The following is a 17,517-nucleotide window of genomic DNA, read 5'->3' as shown; positions in this document are numbered from 1 at the left end:
TGCCTGGCTTATCCGGCAGGCCTCCCCGGGTAAGAGCGTTAACCTTCACCCCGTGCCCGCCCCATATACTCCGCCGTCCCTTGGCAGCCTGGGATTTCGCTGTGTCACGCCAGCTCATCCGAACGGCTTAGCCTCTTATGGGGTTCTTGTTCATCGGGCCGTGGTTTTGCCTCCGGCTTCCTTCGGATTCCACCTCGCGATGGACACCCTTGCCTTTGGCTAGCAGACTCGTGCTGCCTCGCCTGCAGTGGACTTTCACCACCAAGTTAACGCCCATGCCGGGCGCACGTGAACCTCCCCCGGGACAAGCCCGGGGGCTTCGTCCCCCCAGCACTCAACACCCAAATTAAGTTCTCACTTAGAAGTCAAGTGTTGCGATGGGTGTTGAGTGCTGGGTCATGTCATCGGAATGCTGCCTGCTAAAGCGCAGGTCTTACGCTTTCCTCGTGAGCTACATCCCGGCATTTGCCGGGAAGGCCCGGTCCATGGGCGTCTACTACTCATCGTAGATACGTCAGGCTGCTTTTTGCGGCGCCAGCACTTGCGGCCGCAGGTATTCCACTTTCCCGGGCAGCCTGCGGCCCCTGGTGAAACTCCCGTCCAAAGCTTTGTCAAGGATGCCGCTGGCTCCCAGCACGTCCCGGTGAATCCCGGTAAACCCGCAGGAAGCATTGCCGCACCGGTATACGCGCCCGGTCTGTCTGGTGTACTCCCCGCATACCGGGCAGGTACCGGAGGTGCCACGCTCATCCACCGGAATCAGCTCTATGCCGTGACGCTTGAGCTTGTATGCCAGCAAATCGCGCAGCTTGCCGAAGGCCCATTGGCCCATGCGCTGGTTGTGGTGTCTGCCGCAGTCCTTTTCGCGCACACCTTCCGGGTTGCCGATGTAAACCGTTTTAACGCTCCTTTCCAGGCACCAGCGGACAGCCCGGGCGGAAACGGTATGCAGAATATGTTCTATCCGCCGCTCGATCCAGTTGAGAAACCGGTATTTTTTAGCTAGGAGTTTCCTGCGCTTCCTGGAGCCTTTCTTCGTTTTGGAAATGGCCCGTTGCAACTGCCGCAGCACCTTGTTTCTCAAACGGTTGAGCGAACGGAGCAGCCTGCCGCTGATCACCAACGCTTCTTCGCCGTCGGTGATGGTCAGGGCATGCACTTCGCCCGGGTCGATGGCCGCACAAACGTTGCCCTGAACTTTTAACAGAACCGGTTTCTCCACCGTTACGTGCAGCCAGTATTGATTACGGTGCCAGACCAGTTGCGCTTGCAGGATTGCGGTATTGGCAAGCCTTTGCGGGAGTTTAACAATCAACGGTTCTCTGCCCCAACCGTTGGAAAGTTTCAATATACGCCCTTTATGCGTAATAGCTGCTTCCTTCCAGGTAACAGTGAAAAACCTTTTCCGGCGGTAGGGGTACCTCCAGCCGGTATTGCCTCGCTCGTGCAATTCCCTGGTACGCTCGCAGCACTCGAAATAGGTTTCCACCACGGCCTGCACCGATTGGGAGTGAAGGCAGTATTTGCCTTTGAGCAGCGCTTTAATTGCACCTTCGCTCAGCCAGTAACCATACCTGCCGTATATGGTGCGGTGGATGTTACAGGCGGCGTTCCAGACTTTGGCCGCTTCCATTTGCAGGCTGCGGGCTAAAGCAGTTTGCTCCGGGTTAAGGTGCAGGGGAAACTTTTCCACCAGGATGTCTACGGCTTGCTCCGGGGAATGAGCTTTCAGTTTCTTGACCGCATTGTTTTTACAGCGGCTCACCTGGTTTCACCTCCTTCCGGAATGATTTTTGAGCTTCGATGTATTTGCGGATAGTTTCGGCGCTTACATTACCGGCTGTACCGATGTAGTAGCCTCTGCTCCACATCCCGCTGCCCCAGAAGTATTTTTTCTTAAGGCCGGGAAAGGCAGAGAATATTTTGTTGGCGGTAATGTTTTTGAGTTTCCGGACAATACCGGTAGGGGCCACCGTAAGCGGAGCCGATAGGGAAATGTGCAGGTGATCCGGCATGGTTTCCATAATCCTTATTTTGGACGAAGTTGCGGCGGTAGACCGCCAAACCAGGCCCGCGTCCACGTTTCCCGTTTCTACGTATGTTTTTACCTGCTGCACGTCTTTAGCCAGAACCAGTTTCGCGTTCACCTTATCCCACAACCCCAGGTTAACCAGCGTTTCCTTCGCCCACTCTCCTGCCGGTACGATGTCCGGATCACCAATGCTTACCTTGCCGACGCCAGGAGAAGCGAGGTCGGCAAAATCTTTCACCTTTCCACTTTCTTTCGGCGTAATGATCACCAGTTTATCGGCCAGGATCTTTCTGCGGGTGGCTTTGTCGATTAAACTTTCCTTTTCCAGGGTATCCATCTGCTTTTTGCCGGGGAAAATAACGATGTCGGCCGGCGCCCCCTGTTCAATTTGCTTCTGTAACGTCCCGGACCCGGCAAAGTTAAAGGAGATTTTGATTCCTGGGTGGCTCTGAAGGTAGAGGTTCGCCACCTCCGGAAGGGCATCCTTTAGACCCGCGCCGGCAAAAACCATGAGTTCCGGGGCAGGTGAAGTCTTTTGCTCAGCCCCGGGGGTACCACACCCGGAAACCACGCCGATCAACAAACCAGCCACTAACAGCAATATGCCACCTGGCTTCTTCACTTTCTCCGCCCTCCATTCATTTTTTAACCACAGGATACGGTAAACCAAAAAGGCGCTTTTTCGAAAAGACCGCTCTTTTCGAAAAGCGCCTTTGCCTGCTTTCCACCTTTGGATGACCTGTTGTGCATGACAAAACGGCTTTTAACGGGATCCCGTCAAAAGCGCCCCTGCCCGGTAGATACCCCCTGTACCCTTAGTTGATCACAGTATATTCGGGACGGAACCGGGCGTCAATACCCTTTTAAAGAAACCCGGGAAGAATATCACTTTTGTACAGCCGCCCTGCTCACCACTTCCGGAGCACAGGTGGTGTCGGGTGTAAACTCATCTACCCCCACTTCACCCAGGGAACCGGCCACCAGACCGGCATAAGCGGGAATACCGTGTTCGTTAATATCCAGCCCCTCCAATTCCTCGCTGGCCGATACCCGGATGCCCACGGTCTTTCTCAGAAGATAAAACACCAGCCCGGTAGCCGTAAAGGCCCACAGGGAAACTGCCAGCACTCCCAGAGCCTGCACGCCTAAAAGATGCAATCCTCCACCGTAAAAAAGGCCGCCTTTTTCCGCAAACAGGCCCACCGCCAGCGCACCCCAGGTACCGTTCACACCGTGTACGGCAATGGCCCCCACCGGATCGTCCGCCCGCACCCGGTCAAAGAAGCCCACCGCCAGTACAACCAGCACACCGGCCACACTGCCGATAATCACCGCGCTTGCCGGCGTCACGTAAGCCGTCCCAGCGGTAATGGCGGCCAAACCGGCCAGGGCACCGTTCATGGCCATACTGGGATCGGCCTTGCCGTATTTCCACATGGTAAATAACATGCCCGTCGTCCCGCCGGCTGCTGCGGCCAGGTTGGTGGTGACAGCAATACGGGCAATGTTCAAATCCAGACCGGACAGGGAACTGCCCGGGTTAAAACCAAACCAGCCAAACCAGAGGATAAAGGTGCCCAGAAAGGCCAGGTGCATGTTATGGGCCGGCAACACATTCACCGTCCCGTCGGGGTTATATTTCCCTTCGCGGGGCCCCAGGAGCAAAACCGCCGCCAGGGCACTCCAGCCACCCAGGGCATGCACCACGGCCGACCCGGCAAAATCCAGCATACCCAGCTCGCTCAACCAGCCGCCGCCCCACACCCAGTGCCCGGCCACCGGGTAAATCAACCCCGCAGCCAGGGCGGTAAAAATCAGGTAAGGACCAAACTTCATCCGTTCGGCCACCGCCCCCGAAACAATGGAGGCCATGGCTACGGCAAAGGCCGCCTGGAATAGCCAGTAGGCATACAGGGGTATACGTAACTGCAGGTGTTCAAATCCTCCACTCAACAAAAATCCGCTGCCACCGAAAAGGCCGCCTTTATCCAGTCCGTACATGACTGCAAAGCCCAGAACCCAGTAACTGAGCATGCCGATGGTGCAGTCGGTGAAAACCTTCATCACAATGTTCATGGAGTTTTTCGCCCGGATGAAGCCGGCCTCCAAAAAAGCAAATCCTGCCTCCATGAAAAAAACCAGCGCAGCGCACAAAAGTACCCAAACCGTATCCAGGCCTGTAGCCAGGATGGAAAGATTGACCTCCATAAAAACCCTCCCCCGGAACGGGCACCCTCGCTCCGGCCCGTTCCCTTTTAAAACAAAAGTGCCCCGGGGGATGACCCATCCCCACAGAGCACCATCGCTCATAAAATGTCCTTCTGCGGACATATGCAATTTTTGTTTGACCCAAATAAACGCATCAATAAAACAGGAGTGGAAAGCCCTGCTGTTTTTAACGACGGGCTTATAATGCTTCTTCCCCCTCCTCGCCGGTCCTTATGCGCAGGGCATTTTCCAGCGGGTAGATAAAAATCTTGCCGTCTCCTATTTCGCCCGTCCGGGCGGCATCAGAAATAATCCGGACCACCTCATCCACCCACCGGTCGGGAACGGCAATTTCTATTTTTACCTTGGGCAACAAGTTAATGCTATACTCATGGCCCCGGTAAATGCTCACCCGCCCCCGCTGCAGCCCGCAACCCAGCACCTGGCTGACCGTCATACCGTGAATACCAAAACGCCCCAGGGCTTCCTTGACCGCTTCCAGTTTGGCCGGTCGAATGATGGCTTCAATTTTTTTCACCAGCACAATCCCCCTCGATTGGCGCTGCATCACGGAAAAAAGAAAGCCCCAAGACGTAAAAATATACTGTCCTGGGACTTCATCGGCCCGGTTGATACAGCATTGTACCATAATTCCACCATATATTTTAAACCATTAAGGGACATATTACAAGGTGGGACAGCACGATATACAAATACTGCGCACGGACAACACCCCGCACCGTCCAACCCGGATCGGCATGTCGAATAATACCTGTGGAAAAGTCTCCTGTGGACGAAAAAGCTGTGGATAATGTGGATAAGCCTGTTAATAACCCACCGGACAACCCCTTCGGATTTGGATAACCTGTTGGTAAGCGAAAATTTTGTCGCATTGGGTTGTATTTATGCATCCTCCGGTAGACCCGCTGTCGAATTCCGCGAACAAAAAGGGGCGGCCACTGTGACCACGTAGACCGCTGCCGCACCTGATGCAAGAAGAGCTCTGGTGCATTCCCGGGCGGTTGAGCCGGTGGTGAATACGTCATCCACCAGGAGAACCACCCGCCCCGGCGGCAGAACATCAGGAACAACAGCAAAGGTACCGGATAAATTGCTCAAGCGGTCCGCGCGGGACAGGCCGGTCTGGGGAGGAGTTTCCCGCACCTTACGCAGCACCGGCACCAGAGGCCAGCCCAGTGTCAGCGAGAGCTCCCGGGCCAGGCATTCGGCCTGATTGAACCCCCGGGCGGCAAGGCGCTTCCTGGAAAGGGGCACCGGGACCACCAGGGGAAGCGTTCCAGGGGGGACCAGTTCCCGAGCTACCGCGGCCAGAAAAAGCCCCAGGGGACGGGCCAGTCCCCGCTCCCGGCGAAACTTCAGGCGCAGGATAGCTTCCTTCAACACGCCTTCGTAGGGACCGGCGGCCCGGGCTGCGTTAAAGGGAGGGCGCCCGGACTCACACCGGGGGCAAAGCAGGTGCGGGGAAGGAGCACCGCCCCGGCCGTTGGCCCGGGAAGTTGTAACAAGATCCCCACCGCGAGACCCCCCGGGCTCCTCACCAGGGGTGCCGGTTCTTTTTCCCGACGGTCTTTGAAAGCAGCCGCAAATAGTACAGCCAACCGGCATTCTATTGTCTAAAAACATCTTCCGGCACCTGGAGCAAAGCTCTCCATCTTCCGCCGCGGCACCACAGAGGGGACACCCCCGGGACGGGGGAAATAACAGGTCCAGAAAATCGCTCCACAGTTCCCGCAAGGGGATTAAAAGACGGTGCACCCCGATCAGCTCCCACTTCTCACTTCTCACTTCTCACTTCCCACTTCTCACCTCCCACTTCTCACTACCGCGGCAGTTCGGCCAACTGCTCGTACAACACCACACGATCTTTGCCTGCTTTTTTGGCCCCGTAAAGGGCCTGGTCGGCCCGCTGTACCAGAGTGCCTACATCCACCGCGTCCCGGGGACAAACGGCCACCCCCAGGCTGATCCGTACCTGCCGTGGCATGCCCTCCACCGGAAAATGGTGTTCCCGCACCAGCCGCCTCAGTTCTTCGGCCAGGGTGCCAGCCTGGGCGGGATCAAAGCCAGGCAGGAGGACGGCAAATTCTTCGCCACCGTACCGGCAAACCACCCCCGCCTCACCCACGGCATCCCGCAGGAGCCCGGCCAGTTCCACCAGCACCGCATCCCCGGCCACGTGCCCGAAGCGGTCGTTGATCAGCTTAAAATTATCCACATCCAGCATGATCAGCGCCAGGGGCAGCCCGGCATCCCGGGTGCGCCGGTACTCGACATCGGCCCGGTAAGTGAAGTAACGGTGATTGTAAATGCCCGTCAGACCGTCGGTATTGGCACTTTCCTCCAGGCGCTTCATTAAAATGGTGTTGGCAATGGCCACCGCCGCCTGGCCGCAAATGACGGAGATGGTGTGCAGGTGGTTTTCATTAAAGGCAAAGGGGCGTTTATCCCCGATAACCAGAACACCCACCCTCCTTGTGTCGGCTGAAATGGGAACAACCATTAAGGAGCGCAGTACCTGGAACAATCCCGGTTCGTGCCGGACCCGGGGATCTTCCCGCACATCGCAAATAATTTCCGGCTCACCGTTTTCTACGACCCAGCCGGTAAAACCCTCCCCGGAAAAAACCACGCTCTTGTGTAATTTATCCCTGAAAGGACCGACAGCCGCCCGGGCCTCTAAATACCGCTTTTCCTCAGACCACAAGTAAATCACCCCGCTGTGATAAGATACCACCCGGCGGGTTTCCTTAAGCACCAGATCCAATATTTCCTGCACATCAAGCCTCTGGTTCAATCCCCGGGCCACGTAGTAGAGGGCTAGCAATTCCCTGTTGGCCAGCTCCATATGCACGTACAACCGCAGAACAAACTGTATCACCAGAACGGGCAGGAATAGGAGAATCACGCCGGACAACCCTGCTTCGCGGTACATAAAGGCCATGAGCAGCCCGGTGGGAATGCTGAACAGGCAGGTAAAACCGTCCCAGCGCAGGGCATCCCACCAAGAATGCAGGGGGTGAAGGGATCTCCTGGGGGCAACATACAAAGAGACCAGCAGGTGATTCACCAGAAAGTAGGCCCCCGAAAAGGCAAGGAGGCCGGCAGCCAATTCCACCGTAAACCGGTCGCCGGCCGGGCCGGCCAACCGGTGAAAAACGTAATTTCCGGCCATCACCGCCAGCACATGCTGGGCGGCATTGAAAAAAACGGTCCGCAGGGGGTTGCCCCGGGGCAAAATGCCCTGGCTGATCAAGGTGGCCAGGGCCCCGGTCCAGGCAGCCGCCGGCGCGTCAAAAAGGATAAAGGTAGCCAGAACCAGAGCAAAACCCCCCGACATCTGGCCGTGGGGAAAGTTCACTGCCAACCACTCGGCAGCTACCCCCAGGACGATGAAAACAAGGAAATGCCTGCCGTAATCCAGGTCCAGAAAAGAAAAAAGGCGCGCCAGGACCCACGCACCCAGGCCGATGACCAGCCAGGTGTAGGCAACGTGGGTAATGCGACGCATCCCCTTCAAACTCCTCACCTCAAGAGTCTATTTCGACAAAAAGAAACGATTACCTCCTTATCGTTCTTCAGGCCGCCAGGCCCACCTGCCGCAGAACGGACGTGCGCAAAAGGCTCCGGCCCTGTAATCCCCGAGCGTCATAATACCAGAGCGGCCTTTTCCCACCAACCAGGCCGTTCCGGGGTTCCCCCGGCAGGCGAGCAAGCATGGCCGAAAGGCTGGCTTTTTCCTCACCGGCGGCCTCATCAGACCGCAGGGTACGGAAGCCCAGGTTGCGGCCAAGGATGCGGGCAATACCCAGGGTGTCGTCGCAACTGTGTTCATCCACCACCACGGCCATTTCCACCCGGGGCAACAAAAGTGCGCACCCAAAGGCCAGCCGGCGCAAAAACCCCTCGCACGCCCGCTCCTGGTTGCTCAAGAACAACACCAGCTTTCCCCGGCTCTGCCCGGCATAACGGCGGTTAACCAGAACCAGGCGGCACACCTTCACCACTACCAGCACAAGCCACAGCAGCCAGAGCGCCAGGAGAAACTGCACCAGCATGTCAATCACCCCACGTATTCGCTCCTGCTCCACCATATGCAGGACCGCGAACGGGGGTGAAAGGGGGTGAAAGGGGAAACACAATGTTCAGATACTTGCCTGCCGTTTGCACGCGCTCGCTCCGTGCAAACGGCAGGCTATTTTGAAGCATATTGCTACGCTCCCGCTTCTTTGCGCAGGATCTCGGCCTTGTCGGTGCGCTCCCAGGGGAGGTCGATGTCAGTGCGGCCGAAATGGCCGTAAGCGGCGGTGCGGCGGTAGATGGGCCGGCGCAAATCCAGGGCTTTGATGATTCCGGCCGGGCGCAGGTCAAAATGTTCCCGGATCAGCTTGACCAGAAGCTCATCACTGACCCTGCCGGTACCGAAGGTATCCACCATTATGGACACCGGACGGGCCACGCCGATGGCGTAGGCCAGCTGCACCTCGCACTTATCGGCCAGCCCGGCGGCCACGATGTTCTTGGCCACGTAGCGGGCGGCATAGCTGGCGGAACGGTCCACCTTGGTGGGGTCCTTTCCGGAAAAGCATCCGCCGCCGTGCCGGGCCATACCGCCGTAGGTATCCACAATAATTTTGCGCCCGGTCAGACCCGTATCCCCCTGGGGACCGCCGATGACAAAACGGCCGGTGGGGTTAATGAAGTAACGGGTGGTGGAATTGAGCAGTTCCGGCGGTATAATGGGCCGGACAACCTTTTCGATCAGGTCTTCCCGGATCTGGTCCAGGGGAACACGAGGGTGATGCTGGGCCGAAATGACCACCGTATCAATGCGCACCGGCCGGTCGCCTTCATATTCCACTGTCACCTGCACCTTGCCATCGGGGCGCAGGTAGGGCAGTTCCCGGGTCTTCCTGACCGTGGCCAGCCGGCGGGCCAGCCGGTGGGCCAGGGCAATGGGAAGGGGCATGAACTCTTTCGTTTCATTGGTGGCAAAACCAAACATCATGCCCTGGTCCCCGGCACCAATGGCTTCAATTTCCGAATCGCTCATCTCCCCGGAGCGGGCCTCCAGGGCCTTGTTCACACCCATGGCAATATCCGGCGATTGCTCGTCAATGGAAGTGACCACCGCACAGGTGTCGCAGTCAAAGCCGTATTTGGCCCGGGTATAGCCAATCTCCCGCACCGTTTCCCGGGCCACCCTGGGGATGTCCACATAGCATTTGGTGGTAATCTCTCCCGCGACTAGAATCAAGCCGGTGGTGACCAGCGTTTCACAGGCCACCCGGGCGTCCGGGTCCCGGGCAATAATTTCATCAAGAATGGCATCGGAAATCTGATCGGCCACCTTATCCGGGTGGCCTTCGGTAACTGATTCTGAAGTAAACAGCCTCCTGGCCATGACAACCCACCTCCATGTCCTGAGGGCAAAAACTGCCACGACTATTCTAGCAAATAGCCCTAATAGTGTCAAATTAAATCGATATTTAATCTTGAAAAACCGGCAACAGAGCAGCCCAACCATATTCTGGCATACAGGAAATGCCCCGAATAAAACTGCTCCAAAATTAGACACATGTTGACAATTTCTGGCCTTGACGGTACCCCCTGCCCGGGATATAATAAAGCCAACGCTCGAACACGTGTTCGATTAAAGCTTAAGGAGGTGTTTTACTATATGGCAGTGAGCAAGGTTCCCGGCACCACGGTCCTGCGGCTGGTGCTGCAAACCGGGGTTGACGGGGAGGGCAACCCGGTCTACCGCAACAAAAACCTGAACAACGTGCGCCCCGATGCCGCCGACCAGGATCTCTTTGATGTGGCCCAGGCCCTGGCCGGGCTCCAGGAATACCCCCTGGCCGGCGTGAACCGAATTGACAGCGCCCGCCTGGTACAGGTGTAACCGTTAGCGCATAGGGAGGCGGGGCCGGTTTGGATACAGGCCCCGCCCGTTGATCCCCCTGTCGATTTCAGAAGGCAGGTTCCCCTGGTACGGCTAAAAGCCGGCCAGAACAACAAGGAGGTGCATTTTCGTGGCCGTCACCACCACCCAGACCCTGCGCATGGTCTTTAAAAACGAAAGCGGCTCCAACTTCACCATCAGCCTGGACAACCCCCGGGACAACGTTACCGCCGCTGAAATCGAAGCCGTAATGGACCTGATCATCAGCAGGAACGTCTTTCTCACCGGCGGCGGTGCCCTGGTATCCAAGCAGGATGTGCAGATCATCGACCGCACCACCAACGACCTGTACGACCCGGCCTAAACCATCCCCTTCAACATCCCGGCCCCCGGCAACACTGCCGGGGGCCGGCCTCCCCGAGCCACAAACTTTGGAAGACGTAAGAAGGGATTCTAAGGTTGGTATTCGGCTTTAGCCGAATACCTTCTTAATCCCACTTCTCACCTCTCACTTCTCACTTTTCATATCCGGAGGTGCTGCCTTGTGGAAACCATTTTGCAGGCAGTAGGCAACCTGGGTTTTCCCATTGTGGTCACCGCCTACCTGCTGGTGCGCATTGAAACCAAGCTGGAGAACCTGGCCGCCAGCATCGCCGGGCTTGCCCAGGCGGTGAACGCCCTGCGGAAGTAGCAAGCCCGGCCAGAAAATACAGAGCCACTCACTTTTACCGTCAGCACTTCGCCATTAAGATTCCATCCCGTACAGATCAAAGCCAAACTGAATGAAATGGCGATCAAAAGCAAAAGCATTGCTTATTACCAGGCGTTCCATGACTGCAAAGGTGGTAGCGTCGGTTCGTGCCGGAATTGAGCAAAGCCGGGCTAAAGATTGCCCGGTTTGCCTTCCATAATGCTTATATTAGCAGCCCTCCTACAGCCCCAGCATGCTCCGCGCGGCCTGCTGGAGCCGGCGCAGCTCCTCTTCAGTGCTGGCCTCCACGTAAATACGGAAAAGGGGCTCGGTGCCCGAAGCCCGCACCAGCACCCAGGCGCCGTTTTCCAGCACCAGTTTGGTCCCATCCACGGCAATGCGCCGCTCCACCTTCAAACCGCCAATTTCCGGAGGATAGAAATCCTCCAACAACCCCAGGACCCTTTCCTTTTCTTCCGCTGAAGTATGTACGTCCAGACGCTCGCTGTACAGGCGGCCAAAGCGGGACCAAACCTCGGAAGCCAGGTCGCCCAGGCTTTTGCCGTGGGCGGCCACCATTTCCGCAGCCAGAAGCCCGGCCAGGATGCCGTCCTTTTCGGGAATGTGCCCGCGAATGGACAAACCTCCGCTTTCTTCGCCCCCTAAAAGGCAGTTCTTCTCCAGCAGGTGCTGGCCGATGTACTTAAAGCCTACGGGCGTCTCGTAAACTTCTTGATTAAAAGCACGGGCCAGGCGGTCCAGCAAATGAGTGGTGGCTACGGTGCGCGCTACCGGCCCCCGTTCACCCCGGGTCTGGAGCAAGTGATAGTACAGCAGGGGCAGGAACAGGTTGGGTGCGATATAGGTGCCGTCCCGGTCAATAATGCCGAAACGGTCGGCATCACCGTCCAGAGCCAGGCCCAGATGGGCATTACGCTCCAGGACCAGGGAGCGCAGCTCCCCCAGGGATTTTCCGGTTGGCTCGGGGAGGCTGCCGCCGAAAAGGGGATCCCGCCGGTTATGGATTGCTTCAACCTGGACGCTCTCATCAGCCAGAAAATCTTCTAGGTAACCGATCCCCGCCCCGTACATGGGATCCACGATAACCCTTAATCGGGCCTTTCTGATGGCGTCAAGATCAATGAGCTTTATGATATGCTGGAAGTAAGCAGGCCGGGGGTCGATCTTTTGAGCAGCGTCCCTGGAAGGTTCAGCCTGCCCGCCTTCGTGTTCCCCGGTTGCCTGCAGGCGGTGAATATTATCTTCTATCTCCCGGGTAATATGGGGAAGGGCCGGCCCGGCATATTCGGGGATAAACTTAAAACCGTTATATTCGGGCGGGTTATGGCTGGCCGTCAGCATTACGGCCCCCCCGGCCCGGTGCTCCTTAATGGCAAAGGCGGTAACCGGGGTGGGAGTGGCCCTTCCGGTAAGATAGACGGGAATACCCCGCCCGGTGAAAACACCGGCCACGGTGGCGGCCAGTTGTTCCGACAGGAAACGGTTGTCGTAACCAACCACCACACCTTGTCCGGCCAGATGGTGGGCTTCAAGGTAATCGGCCACCGCCCGGGTCACCAGGGCCACATTATCAAAGGTGAAATCCCGGGCCAAAATACCCCGCCAGCCGTCGGTACCGAAGGAAATTTTGGTTGCCAAGTTAAGTCCCCCCTCTAATTCGGACGTCGGAAGTCAGATGTCAGAGGCCGGAACTGCTGTAGGAATTCGCTGCGCGAATTCCTACCTCTTTTCCGACTTCCGACTTCCGACCTCTAACCTCCATTCCCGGCATCCATGCCCTCAGCTCCGCCTCCGCCCTCGGTCTCGCTAAGTTTGCCCAGCACTCAGCAGATTTCAAATGACGAGCGGCTAAACATAATGTCTTTCAGGTCTGTTGATTGCTGGGTTGAGTGCTGGCTCGATGTCGCTCGCTCCGTACAAAACGGCGGCCATTTTCACCCTCAGTTTGTGGCGCTGAATGCGTCATGGGTGTCTACTGGGGCATTTTGCCGGGAAGCTTGTCGGTAATATCGGTTACATGCTGCATGGTGTCCTCTTTTCTGTCCACATACAATTTGCCTTCCGAGTCCAGGCTGGCATACATGACATCCTTGACCGATTTGACGCCCTGCTTTTCCAGTTCCCGGTAGAGCCAGTCCTCGGTCAGATTGTTTTGCTTCAGGTTTTGCTGGATTACTACACCGTCCACAATCAACTCCGAGGGAATGCCCTGATACTTAGTGGGGATCTGCATATCTCCGGGGGTAAGGGGCTGCTTCTGAGTCTTCAACAGCACGCTTAGCCCTCCGTTTGGCTCGGCCACGGCAAACTCCACATCGGCAATATTGAATACATTTTTTTCCCTCAGCTGCATCATGAGGTCATCCACATTGTAAATTAACTTTTTCATGTTATTTTCCAGGATCTTGCCGTTATGGATGACTACAGTAGGTTCGCCTTCAATCAACTTGCGCAGGGGGCGGTATTTTAAAGAGGCATACTCCGAAATAACCGTTAAAAGGCCAAAAAGCAGCAGGCCGAAGGCATAATACCAGCCGTTTTCCTTTAAATCCGTAACCATGGCCGCAGCAATGGAGCCGATCACAATAGCATTGACAAAGTCTGCTACCGTAAGCTGGCCCACCTGGGTTTTACCCACCACCCGGGTGATCACCAGCACCCCCAGAAAGGCCCCGATACCCCGGATGAGAATTTGTAAATAAGGATTCATCTTCCCTTCCCTCCGTCTGTATTAATTTACAGGCCTTAGTTTACCGGGGGTCAGGGAATTTATACCTCTGTTCTAACTTCCGACTTCCGACCTCCAACTTCCATTTGAAGGCCGGGACATCCGGGAACACTTTGCAAACGGGGTATAATTCAACCATATTATGGTAACAATACCCCCTGGGAGGGTGTAATGCATGAACAGCCAAAAACTGCTTAAACAGCTTGAAAAGAGACAAAAGATGTTTGAAGAATATCTCCGGCAGGTTAGACAAAGCCGGAAAAGCAAGGCCCCGCTCAGCCACAGGAGCTCAAGAACCGCTCATAAATAGGCGCCTTTCTTTTTTATGCCACTCCACGGTTAAGTTCAAACCGGCAGCCAGGTCCGTGAGGGCCTGCCAGCCCAGGGTTTTCCGCGCCAGGTCGCAGGATAAATAGCTGTGGCGGATGTCCCCCGGGCGGGGCGGGCAGTAGCGGGCTTTTATTTTGCTCCCGGTAATTTGTTGCAGCAGCTGGAATAGATCGTTCACCGACGTGGCCCGGCCGGTGCTCACATTAAGCACCCGGCCGCTGCCTTTTTTGACGGCGGCCAGGTTGGCCGCGGCCACATCCCCCACGTAAACGAAATCCCGGGTCTGCTCGCCGTCCCCAAAGATGCAGGGAGCTTCACCCCGCAGCAGGCGGTGGACAAAAACGGCCACCACACCCCCCTCACCGGTGGCGTCCTGCCGGGGGCCGTAAACGTTGGCGTAGCGCAGCACGGTGTAATCCAGCCCATAAAGCCCCCGGTAAACTTCCAGGTAGTGTTCCACCGTATGCTTGGAAATGCCATACCCTGCCAGGGGGCGAACGGGATGTTCCTCGTCCACAGGCAGGTAGAGGGGATCCCCGTAAACAGCCGCCGAGGAGGCATAGATCACCTTTTCCACCCCGGTGCGCCGGCACGCCTCCAGCAGGTGGATGGTGCCGCCAATGTTTACTGCGGCGTCCCGGGCGGGATCGTCCAGGGAGGCCTGAACGTCCACCTGGGCCGCCTGGTGAATGACCACCCGGGGCCGGAACTGCTCCAGGGTTTCCCGCACAAACTCTTCGTCCCGGATATCTCCATGATAGAGGCTGGCCGCAGGGTGCAGGTTGGAAAGGCTCCCCCGGGAGAGATCATCCAGCACCGCAACGTCTGCTCCGCAAGCCGCCAGCTGTTCCACCACATGAGAACCAATAAAACCGGCACCGCCGGTAACCAGAACCCGCATGATTAACTCCTTTCGTCTTCAGTGAACCAAACAGGAGCCGGCCTTTGCAACTGGCTCCCGTACCTGCCGGGCCCTTAGAGGGTCCGGGCAATCTCCTTGAGATAGGCCGCAAACTCTTCACCGAGATCCGAGCGTTCCAGGGCAAATTCCACCATGGCTTTCAGGTAGCCCAGCTTATCTCCCACATCGAAGCGCCGCCCTTTGAAGGCCAGGCCGTACACAGGCTGCTCCCGGCAGAGCACCCTTAAGGCGTCGGTAAGCTGGATTTCCCCGCCCGCCCCGGGGGGTGTTTCGGCCAGTATATCAAAGATACGCGGGTCAATTATGTAACGGCCCATGATGGCCAGGCGGGAGGGGGCCTCTTCGGGGGCCGGTTTTTCCACCAGATCCCGCACCCGGTAAACGCCTTCCCTGATGGGCTCGGCGTCCAGGATCCCGTACTTGCCGACATCTTCCGGGGGCACCTCCTGCACCGCCAGGATCATGCCGGGCATTTCTTCGTAGAGGTTTAAAAGCTGTTTCAAGCACGGCGTCCTGCTGCGCACGATATCGTCGCCCAGAAGTACGGCAAAAGGCTCGTTGCCGATGAACTTCCGGGCGCAGTATACGGCATGGCCCAGGCCCCTGGGTTCCTTTTGCCGCACGTAATATATATCAACCATTTCGCTGATATCCTGAACCAGTTCTAGCAGCCCCAGCTTCTCCCTGGCCCTTAACTGCTCCTCCAGGTCTGGAGACTTGTCGAAATGATCCTCTATGGCCCGCTTATGGCGGCCGGTAATGATCAGAATATCTTCAATGCCTGAATGCACTGCCTCTTCAATGATGTACTGGATGGTGGGCTTGTCGACTATGGGCAGCATCTCCTTGGGCTGGGCCTTGGTGGCCGGCAAAAAACGTACACCCAAACCGGCCGCCGGAATGATAGCCTTGCGGATACGCATAGAGCAACACCCCCATCTGTGTAAAATAAGCGGTCCTCCAACCCGGCAGGACCGCTACTATGACACAAACTATAACCTGCTCGACATCTGTCGATCCTTCTCAGGAGCTCTACCAATCACGCCCACTTTGTTTGCCGCGGCAATGATCACAACGGCCAGGATGACCAGCAGGGCCAGGGCCTGGTCGGTAGCCACCAGGTTCAATATCACCGCGCTGGCCCCTAGCAGGGCGCTGATGCCGTAAATCACCAGGACGGCCTGCCGGTGGGAAAGTCCCAGGGCCAGCAGTTGATGATGCAGGTGCTCCTTATCCGGCTGGAAAATGGGCCGGTGCCTGTGGTAGCGGCGCAATACGGCAAAGAAGGTATCCAACAGGGGGATGCCCAGAATAACCAGGGGCACCAGCACCGAAACGGCAGTTACACTCTTGGTCAAGCCCATGATGGCCATTACGGCCAGGGTATAACCCAAAAGCATGGAGCCGGAGTCACCAAGGAAGATTTTAGCCGGATGAAAATTGTAGCGCAGGAAACCCAGCAATGCCGCAGCAAGCAGTAAGGCCAGCATGATTATTTCCCGCTGCCCCGCGGCACCAAAAACCTGCCACTGTGTCCAGCCCACCACCGCCATAGTTAAAGCGGCAATGCAGGAAACGCCGCCGGCCAAACCATCCAACCCGTCAACTAAATTGACCGCGTTGGTAACGGCCACCACCCAGAAAACGGTAACAGGAATGCTCAGCCACCCAAGGTCGATAATATGGCCGTTGAATGGGTTGGTGACAAAATATACCTGCACGCCCAGGGGCAGGAGAACCAAGGCCGCAGCCACCTGCCCGGCCAGCTTCACCCGGGGGGACAGCCCCCGGATATCATCCAGGGCACCGAGGAGCAAGGTCAACGTCATCCCCAGCAGCAGCCCGTAAAGGCTGGGGGTGGGCTGCATGGTGACCAGAACGGCCGTAACGAAACCGGCGTATACCGCCAGACCACCTAAACGTGGCATGATCCCCCTGTGCACCTTGCGGGCATTGGGCCGGTCCACCGCTCCCCAGCGAAAGGCCTGCCGCCGCACCCAGGGAGTTGTCACCAGGGTGATCCCGCCCGCCAGCAACAGGCCCAGCCACACTTTAACCAACTTCTATCCCTCCGCAACCGACAATAACCCGTAGTACCAGAGGTATTGTACCATTATGAACTATATAACTACAAACTGCGCTATATGATGCCGGAGGGTGATAAATAGGGAACGGAGGAATTTGGACAAGCTTTTTTAACTTATTGCCTGCTCAAGGAAAATTTGATTATCTTCCCTATTCTACGGCAAAAATGAGTTCCGCCTCTGCGGCCAGCTGGTCTCCCACCATGACCCGCCCCGCGGCCTTACCGATGCCCCCCCGCATTTTGAGAATCTGAACTTCAATGTACAGCTGATCGCCGGGCACAACCTGCCGGCGAAACCGGGCCTTGTCGATACCGGCAAAAAGAGCCAGCTTTCCGGCAAACTCCGGCATTTTCAGGAGAGCCACCGCCCCAACCTGGGCCATGGCTTCAATAATCAACACCCCGGGCATCACCGGGTGACCGGGGAAGTGCCCGGCAAAAAAGGGCTCGTTGATGGTTACATTTTTAATACCCACGGCCCGCTTTCCCTCTTCCACCTCCAGAATCCTGTCCACCAGCAGGAAGGGGTAGCGGTGGGGGAGAATTTTTTGTATCGACCGTACGTCTAGCATGCGC

At 57.0% G+C, this 17,517-nt stretch carries 17 protein-coding genes; 3 read left to right on the top strand and 14 right to left on the bottom strand.

The features are described from left to right. Positions 1-514: 514 nt before the first annotated feature. The 8 genes from BUA65_RS10795 to metK all read right to left on the bottom strand — a co-directional run bounded on the left by BUA65_RS10795 (position 515) and on the right by metK (position 9,662). The gene (locus BUA65_RS10795; RefSeq protein ID WP_072869610.1) at positions 515-1,765 is read right to left on the bottom strand and encodes an RNA-guided endonuclease InsQ/TnpB family protein; all 1,251 of its coding nucleotides are present in this window, start codon (positions 1,763-1,765) and stop codon (positions 515-517) included. Further along, complete coding sequence (gene modA, locus BUA65_RS10790) at positions 1,752-2,654, bottom strand: molybdate ABC transporter substrate-binding protein (RefSeq protein ID WP_072869609.1); 903 nt, start codon at positions 2,652-2,654, stop codon at positions 1,752-1,754. Before modA ends, BUA65_RS10795 begins: the two co-directional genes overlap by 14 nt. 263 nt (positions 2,655-2,917) lie before the next feature. After that, positions 2,918-4,342, bottom strand: a complete 1,425-nt coding sequence (locus tag BUA65_RS10785) for an ammonium transporter (RefSeq protein ID WP_242656307.1) — start codon at positions 4,340-4,342, stop codon at positions 2,918-2,920. Positions 4,343-4,439: 97 nt separating this feature from the next. Further along, complete coding sequence (locus tag BUA65_RS10780) at positions 4,440-4,778, bottom strand: P-II family nitrogen regulator (protein ID WP_072869616.1); 339 nt, start codon at positions 4,776-4,778, stop codon at positions 4,440-4,442. Positions 4,779-5,143: 365 nt separating this feature from the next. Next, entirely contained in the window at positions 5,144-6,046 is a 903-nt protein-coding gene (locus BUA65_RS10775; RefSeq protein ID WP_072869608.1) for a ComFC family protein, read from the bottom strand. A 34-nt stretch (positions 6,047-6,080) separates the two neighbouring features. Beyond that, positions 6,081-7,769, bottom strand: coding sequence for a sensor domain-containing diguanylate cyclase (locus tag BUA65_RS10770; protein ID WP_072869607.1), 1,689 nt, complete (start codon positions 7,767-7,769; stop codon positions 6,081-6,083). A gap of 67 nt (positions 7,770-7,836) precedes the next feature. Continuing rightward, positions 7,837-8,325 (bottom strand): hypothetical protein, encoded by a 489-nt coding sequence (locus tag BUA65_RS10765; protein ID WP_072869606.1) that lies wholly within the window; start codon positions 8,323-8,325, stop codon positions 7,837-7,839. A 146-nt stretch (positions 8,326-8,471) separates the two neighbouring features. Beyond that, positions 8,472-9,662: a methionine adenosyltransferase gene (metK, locus tag BUA65_RS10760; protein ID WP_072869605.1), complete on the bottom strand. Its 1,191-nt coding sequence runs from the start codon at positions 9,660-9,662 to the stop codon at positions 8,472-8,474. A 276-nt stretch (positions 9,663-9,938) separates the two neighbouring features. Here metK and BUA65_RS10755 point away from each other — a divergent pair, with 276 nt between their 5' ends. The 3 genes from BUA65_RS10755 (at position 9,939) to BUA65_RS10745 (ending at position 10,854) form a co-directional block, all read left to right on the top strand. Continuing rightward, entirely contained in the window at positions 9,939-10,163 is a 225-nt protein-coding gene (locus BUA65_RS10755; protein WP_072869604.1) for a DUF1659 domain-containing protein, read from the top strand. Between the two features lie 130 nt (positions 10,164-10,293). Continuing rightward, positions 10,294-10,527 carry a DUF2922 domain-containing protein gene (locus BUA65_RS10750; protein WP_072869603.1) on the top strand — a complete coding sequence of 78 codons (234 nt, stop codon included), beginning with the start codon at positions 10,294-10,296 and terminating at the stop codon, positions 10,525-10,527. 180 nt (positions 10,528-10,707) lie between these two features. Then, positions 10,708-10,854, top strand: coding sequence for a YvrJ family protein (locus BUA65_RS10745; RefSeq protein ID WP_013824351.1), 147 nt, complete (start codon positions 10,708-10,710; stop codon positions 10,852-10,854). Between the two features lie 240 nt (positions 10,855-11,094). Here the strand turns inward: BUA65_RS10745 and BUA65_RS10735 are convergent, their stop codons facing one another. The 6 genes from BUA65_RS10735 to fabZ form a co-directional block, all read right to left on the bottom strand. Next, positions 11,095-12,513 (bottom strand): phosphoglucomutase/phosphomannomutase family protein, encoded by a 1,419-nt coding sequence (locus BUA65_RS10735; RefSeq protein ID WP_072869601.1) that lies wholly within the window; start codon positions 12,511-12,513, stop codon positions 11,095-11,097. Positions 12,514-12,847: 334 nt separating this feature from the next. Next, the gene (locus BUA65_RS10730) at positions 12,848-13,585 is read right to left on the bottom strand and encodes a YetF domain-containing protein (protein ID WP_072869600.1); all 738 of its coding nucleotides are present in this window, start codon (positions 13,583-13,585) and stop codon (positions 12,848-12,850) included. 307 nt (positions 13,586-13,892) lie between these two features. Further along, positions 13,893-14,834 (bottom strand): SDR family oxidoreductase, encoded by a 942-nt coding sequence (locus BUA65_RS10725; RefSeq protein WP_072869598.1) that lies wholly within the window; start codon positions 14,832-14,834, stop codon positions 13,893-13,895. A 74-nt stretch (positions 14,835-14,908) separates the two neighbouring features. Next, positions 14,909-15,778 (bottom strand): UTP--glucose-1-phosphate uridylyltransferase GalU, encoded by an 870-nt coding sequence (galU, locus tag BUA65_RS10720; protein WP_072869597.1) that lies wholly within the window; start codon positions 15,776-15,778, stop codon positions 14,909-14,911. A 69-nt stretch (positions 15,779-15,847) separates the two neighbouring features. Beyond that, the gene (locus BUA65_RS10715) at positions 15,848-16,915 is read right to left on the bottom strand and encodes a glycosyltransferase family 4 protein (RefSeq protein WP_072869595.1); all 1,068 of its coding nucleotides are present in this window, start codon (positions 16,913-16,915) and stop codon (positions 15,848-15,850) included. 175 nt (positions 16,916-17,090) lie between these two features. Next, the gene (gene fabZ / locus BUA65_RS10710) at positions 17,091-17,513 is read right to left on the bottom strand and encodes a 3-hydroxyacyl-ACP dehydratase FabZ (RefSeq protein WP_072869593.1); all 423 of its coding nucleotides are present in this window, start codon (positions 17,511-17,513) and stop codon (positions 17,091-17,093) included. Positions 17,514-17,517: the final 4 nt, after the last annotated feature.

Origin of the sequence: Desulfofundulus thermosubterraneus DSM 16057, assembly GCF_900142025.1 — a bacterium.
Lineage (GTDB): Bacteria > Bacillota > Desulfotomaculia > Desulfotomaculales > Desulfovirgulaceae > Desulfofundulus > Desulfofundulus thermosubterraneus.
This window is presented reverse-complemented; position numbering and strand designations above follow the sequence as displayed.

Bases quoted from the DNA above. Each gene is read 5' to 3' on its own strand.
- metK (WP_072869605.1), bottom strand. From the start codon at position 9,662: ATGGCCAGGAGGCTGTTTACTTCAGAATCAGTTACCGAAGGCCACCCG.
- galU (WP_072869597.1), bottom strand. From the start codon at position 15,778: ATGCGTATCCGCAAGGCTATCATTCCGGCGGCCGGTTTGGGTGTACGT.
- BUA65_RS10755 (WP_072869604.1), top strand. From the start codon at position 9,939: ATGGCAGTGAGCAAGGTTCCCGGCACCACGGTCCTGCGGCTGGTGCTG.
- BUA65_RS10725 (WP_072869598.1), bottom strand. From the start codon at position 14,834: ATGCGGGTTCTGGTTACCGGCGGTGCCGGTTTTATTGGTTCTCATGTG.
- fabZ (WP_072869593.1), bottom strand. From the start codon at position 17,513: ATGCTAGACGTACGGTCGATACAAAAAATTCTCCCCCACCGCTACCCC.
- BUA65_RS10785 (WP_242656307.1), bottom strand. From the start codon at position 4,342: ATGAGCGATGGTGCTCTGTGGGGATGGGTCATCCCCCGGGGCACTTTT.
- BUA65_RS10730 (WP_072869600.1), bottom strand. From the start codon at position 13,585: ATGAATCCTTATTTACAAATTCTCATCCGGGGTATCGGGGCCTTTCTG.
- BUA65_RS10770 (WP_072869607.1), bottom strand. From the start codon at position 7,769: ATGCGTCGCATTACCCACGTTGCCTACACCTGGCTGGTCATCGGCCTG.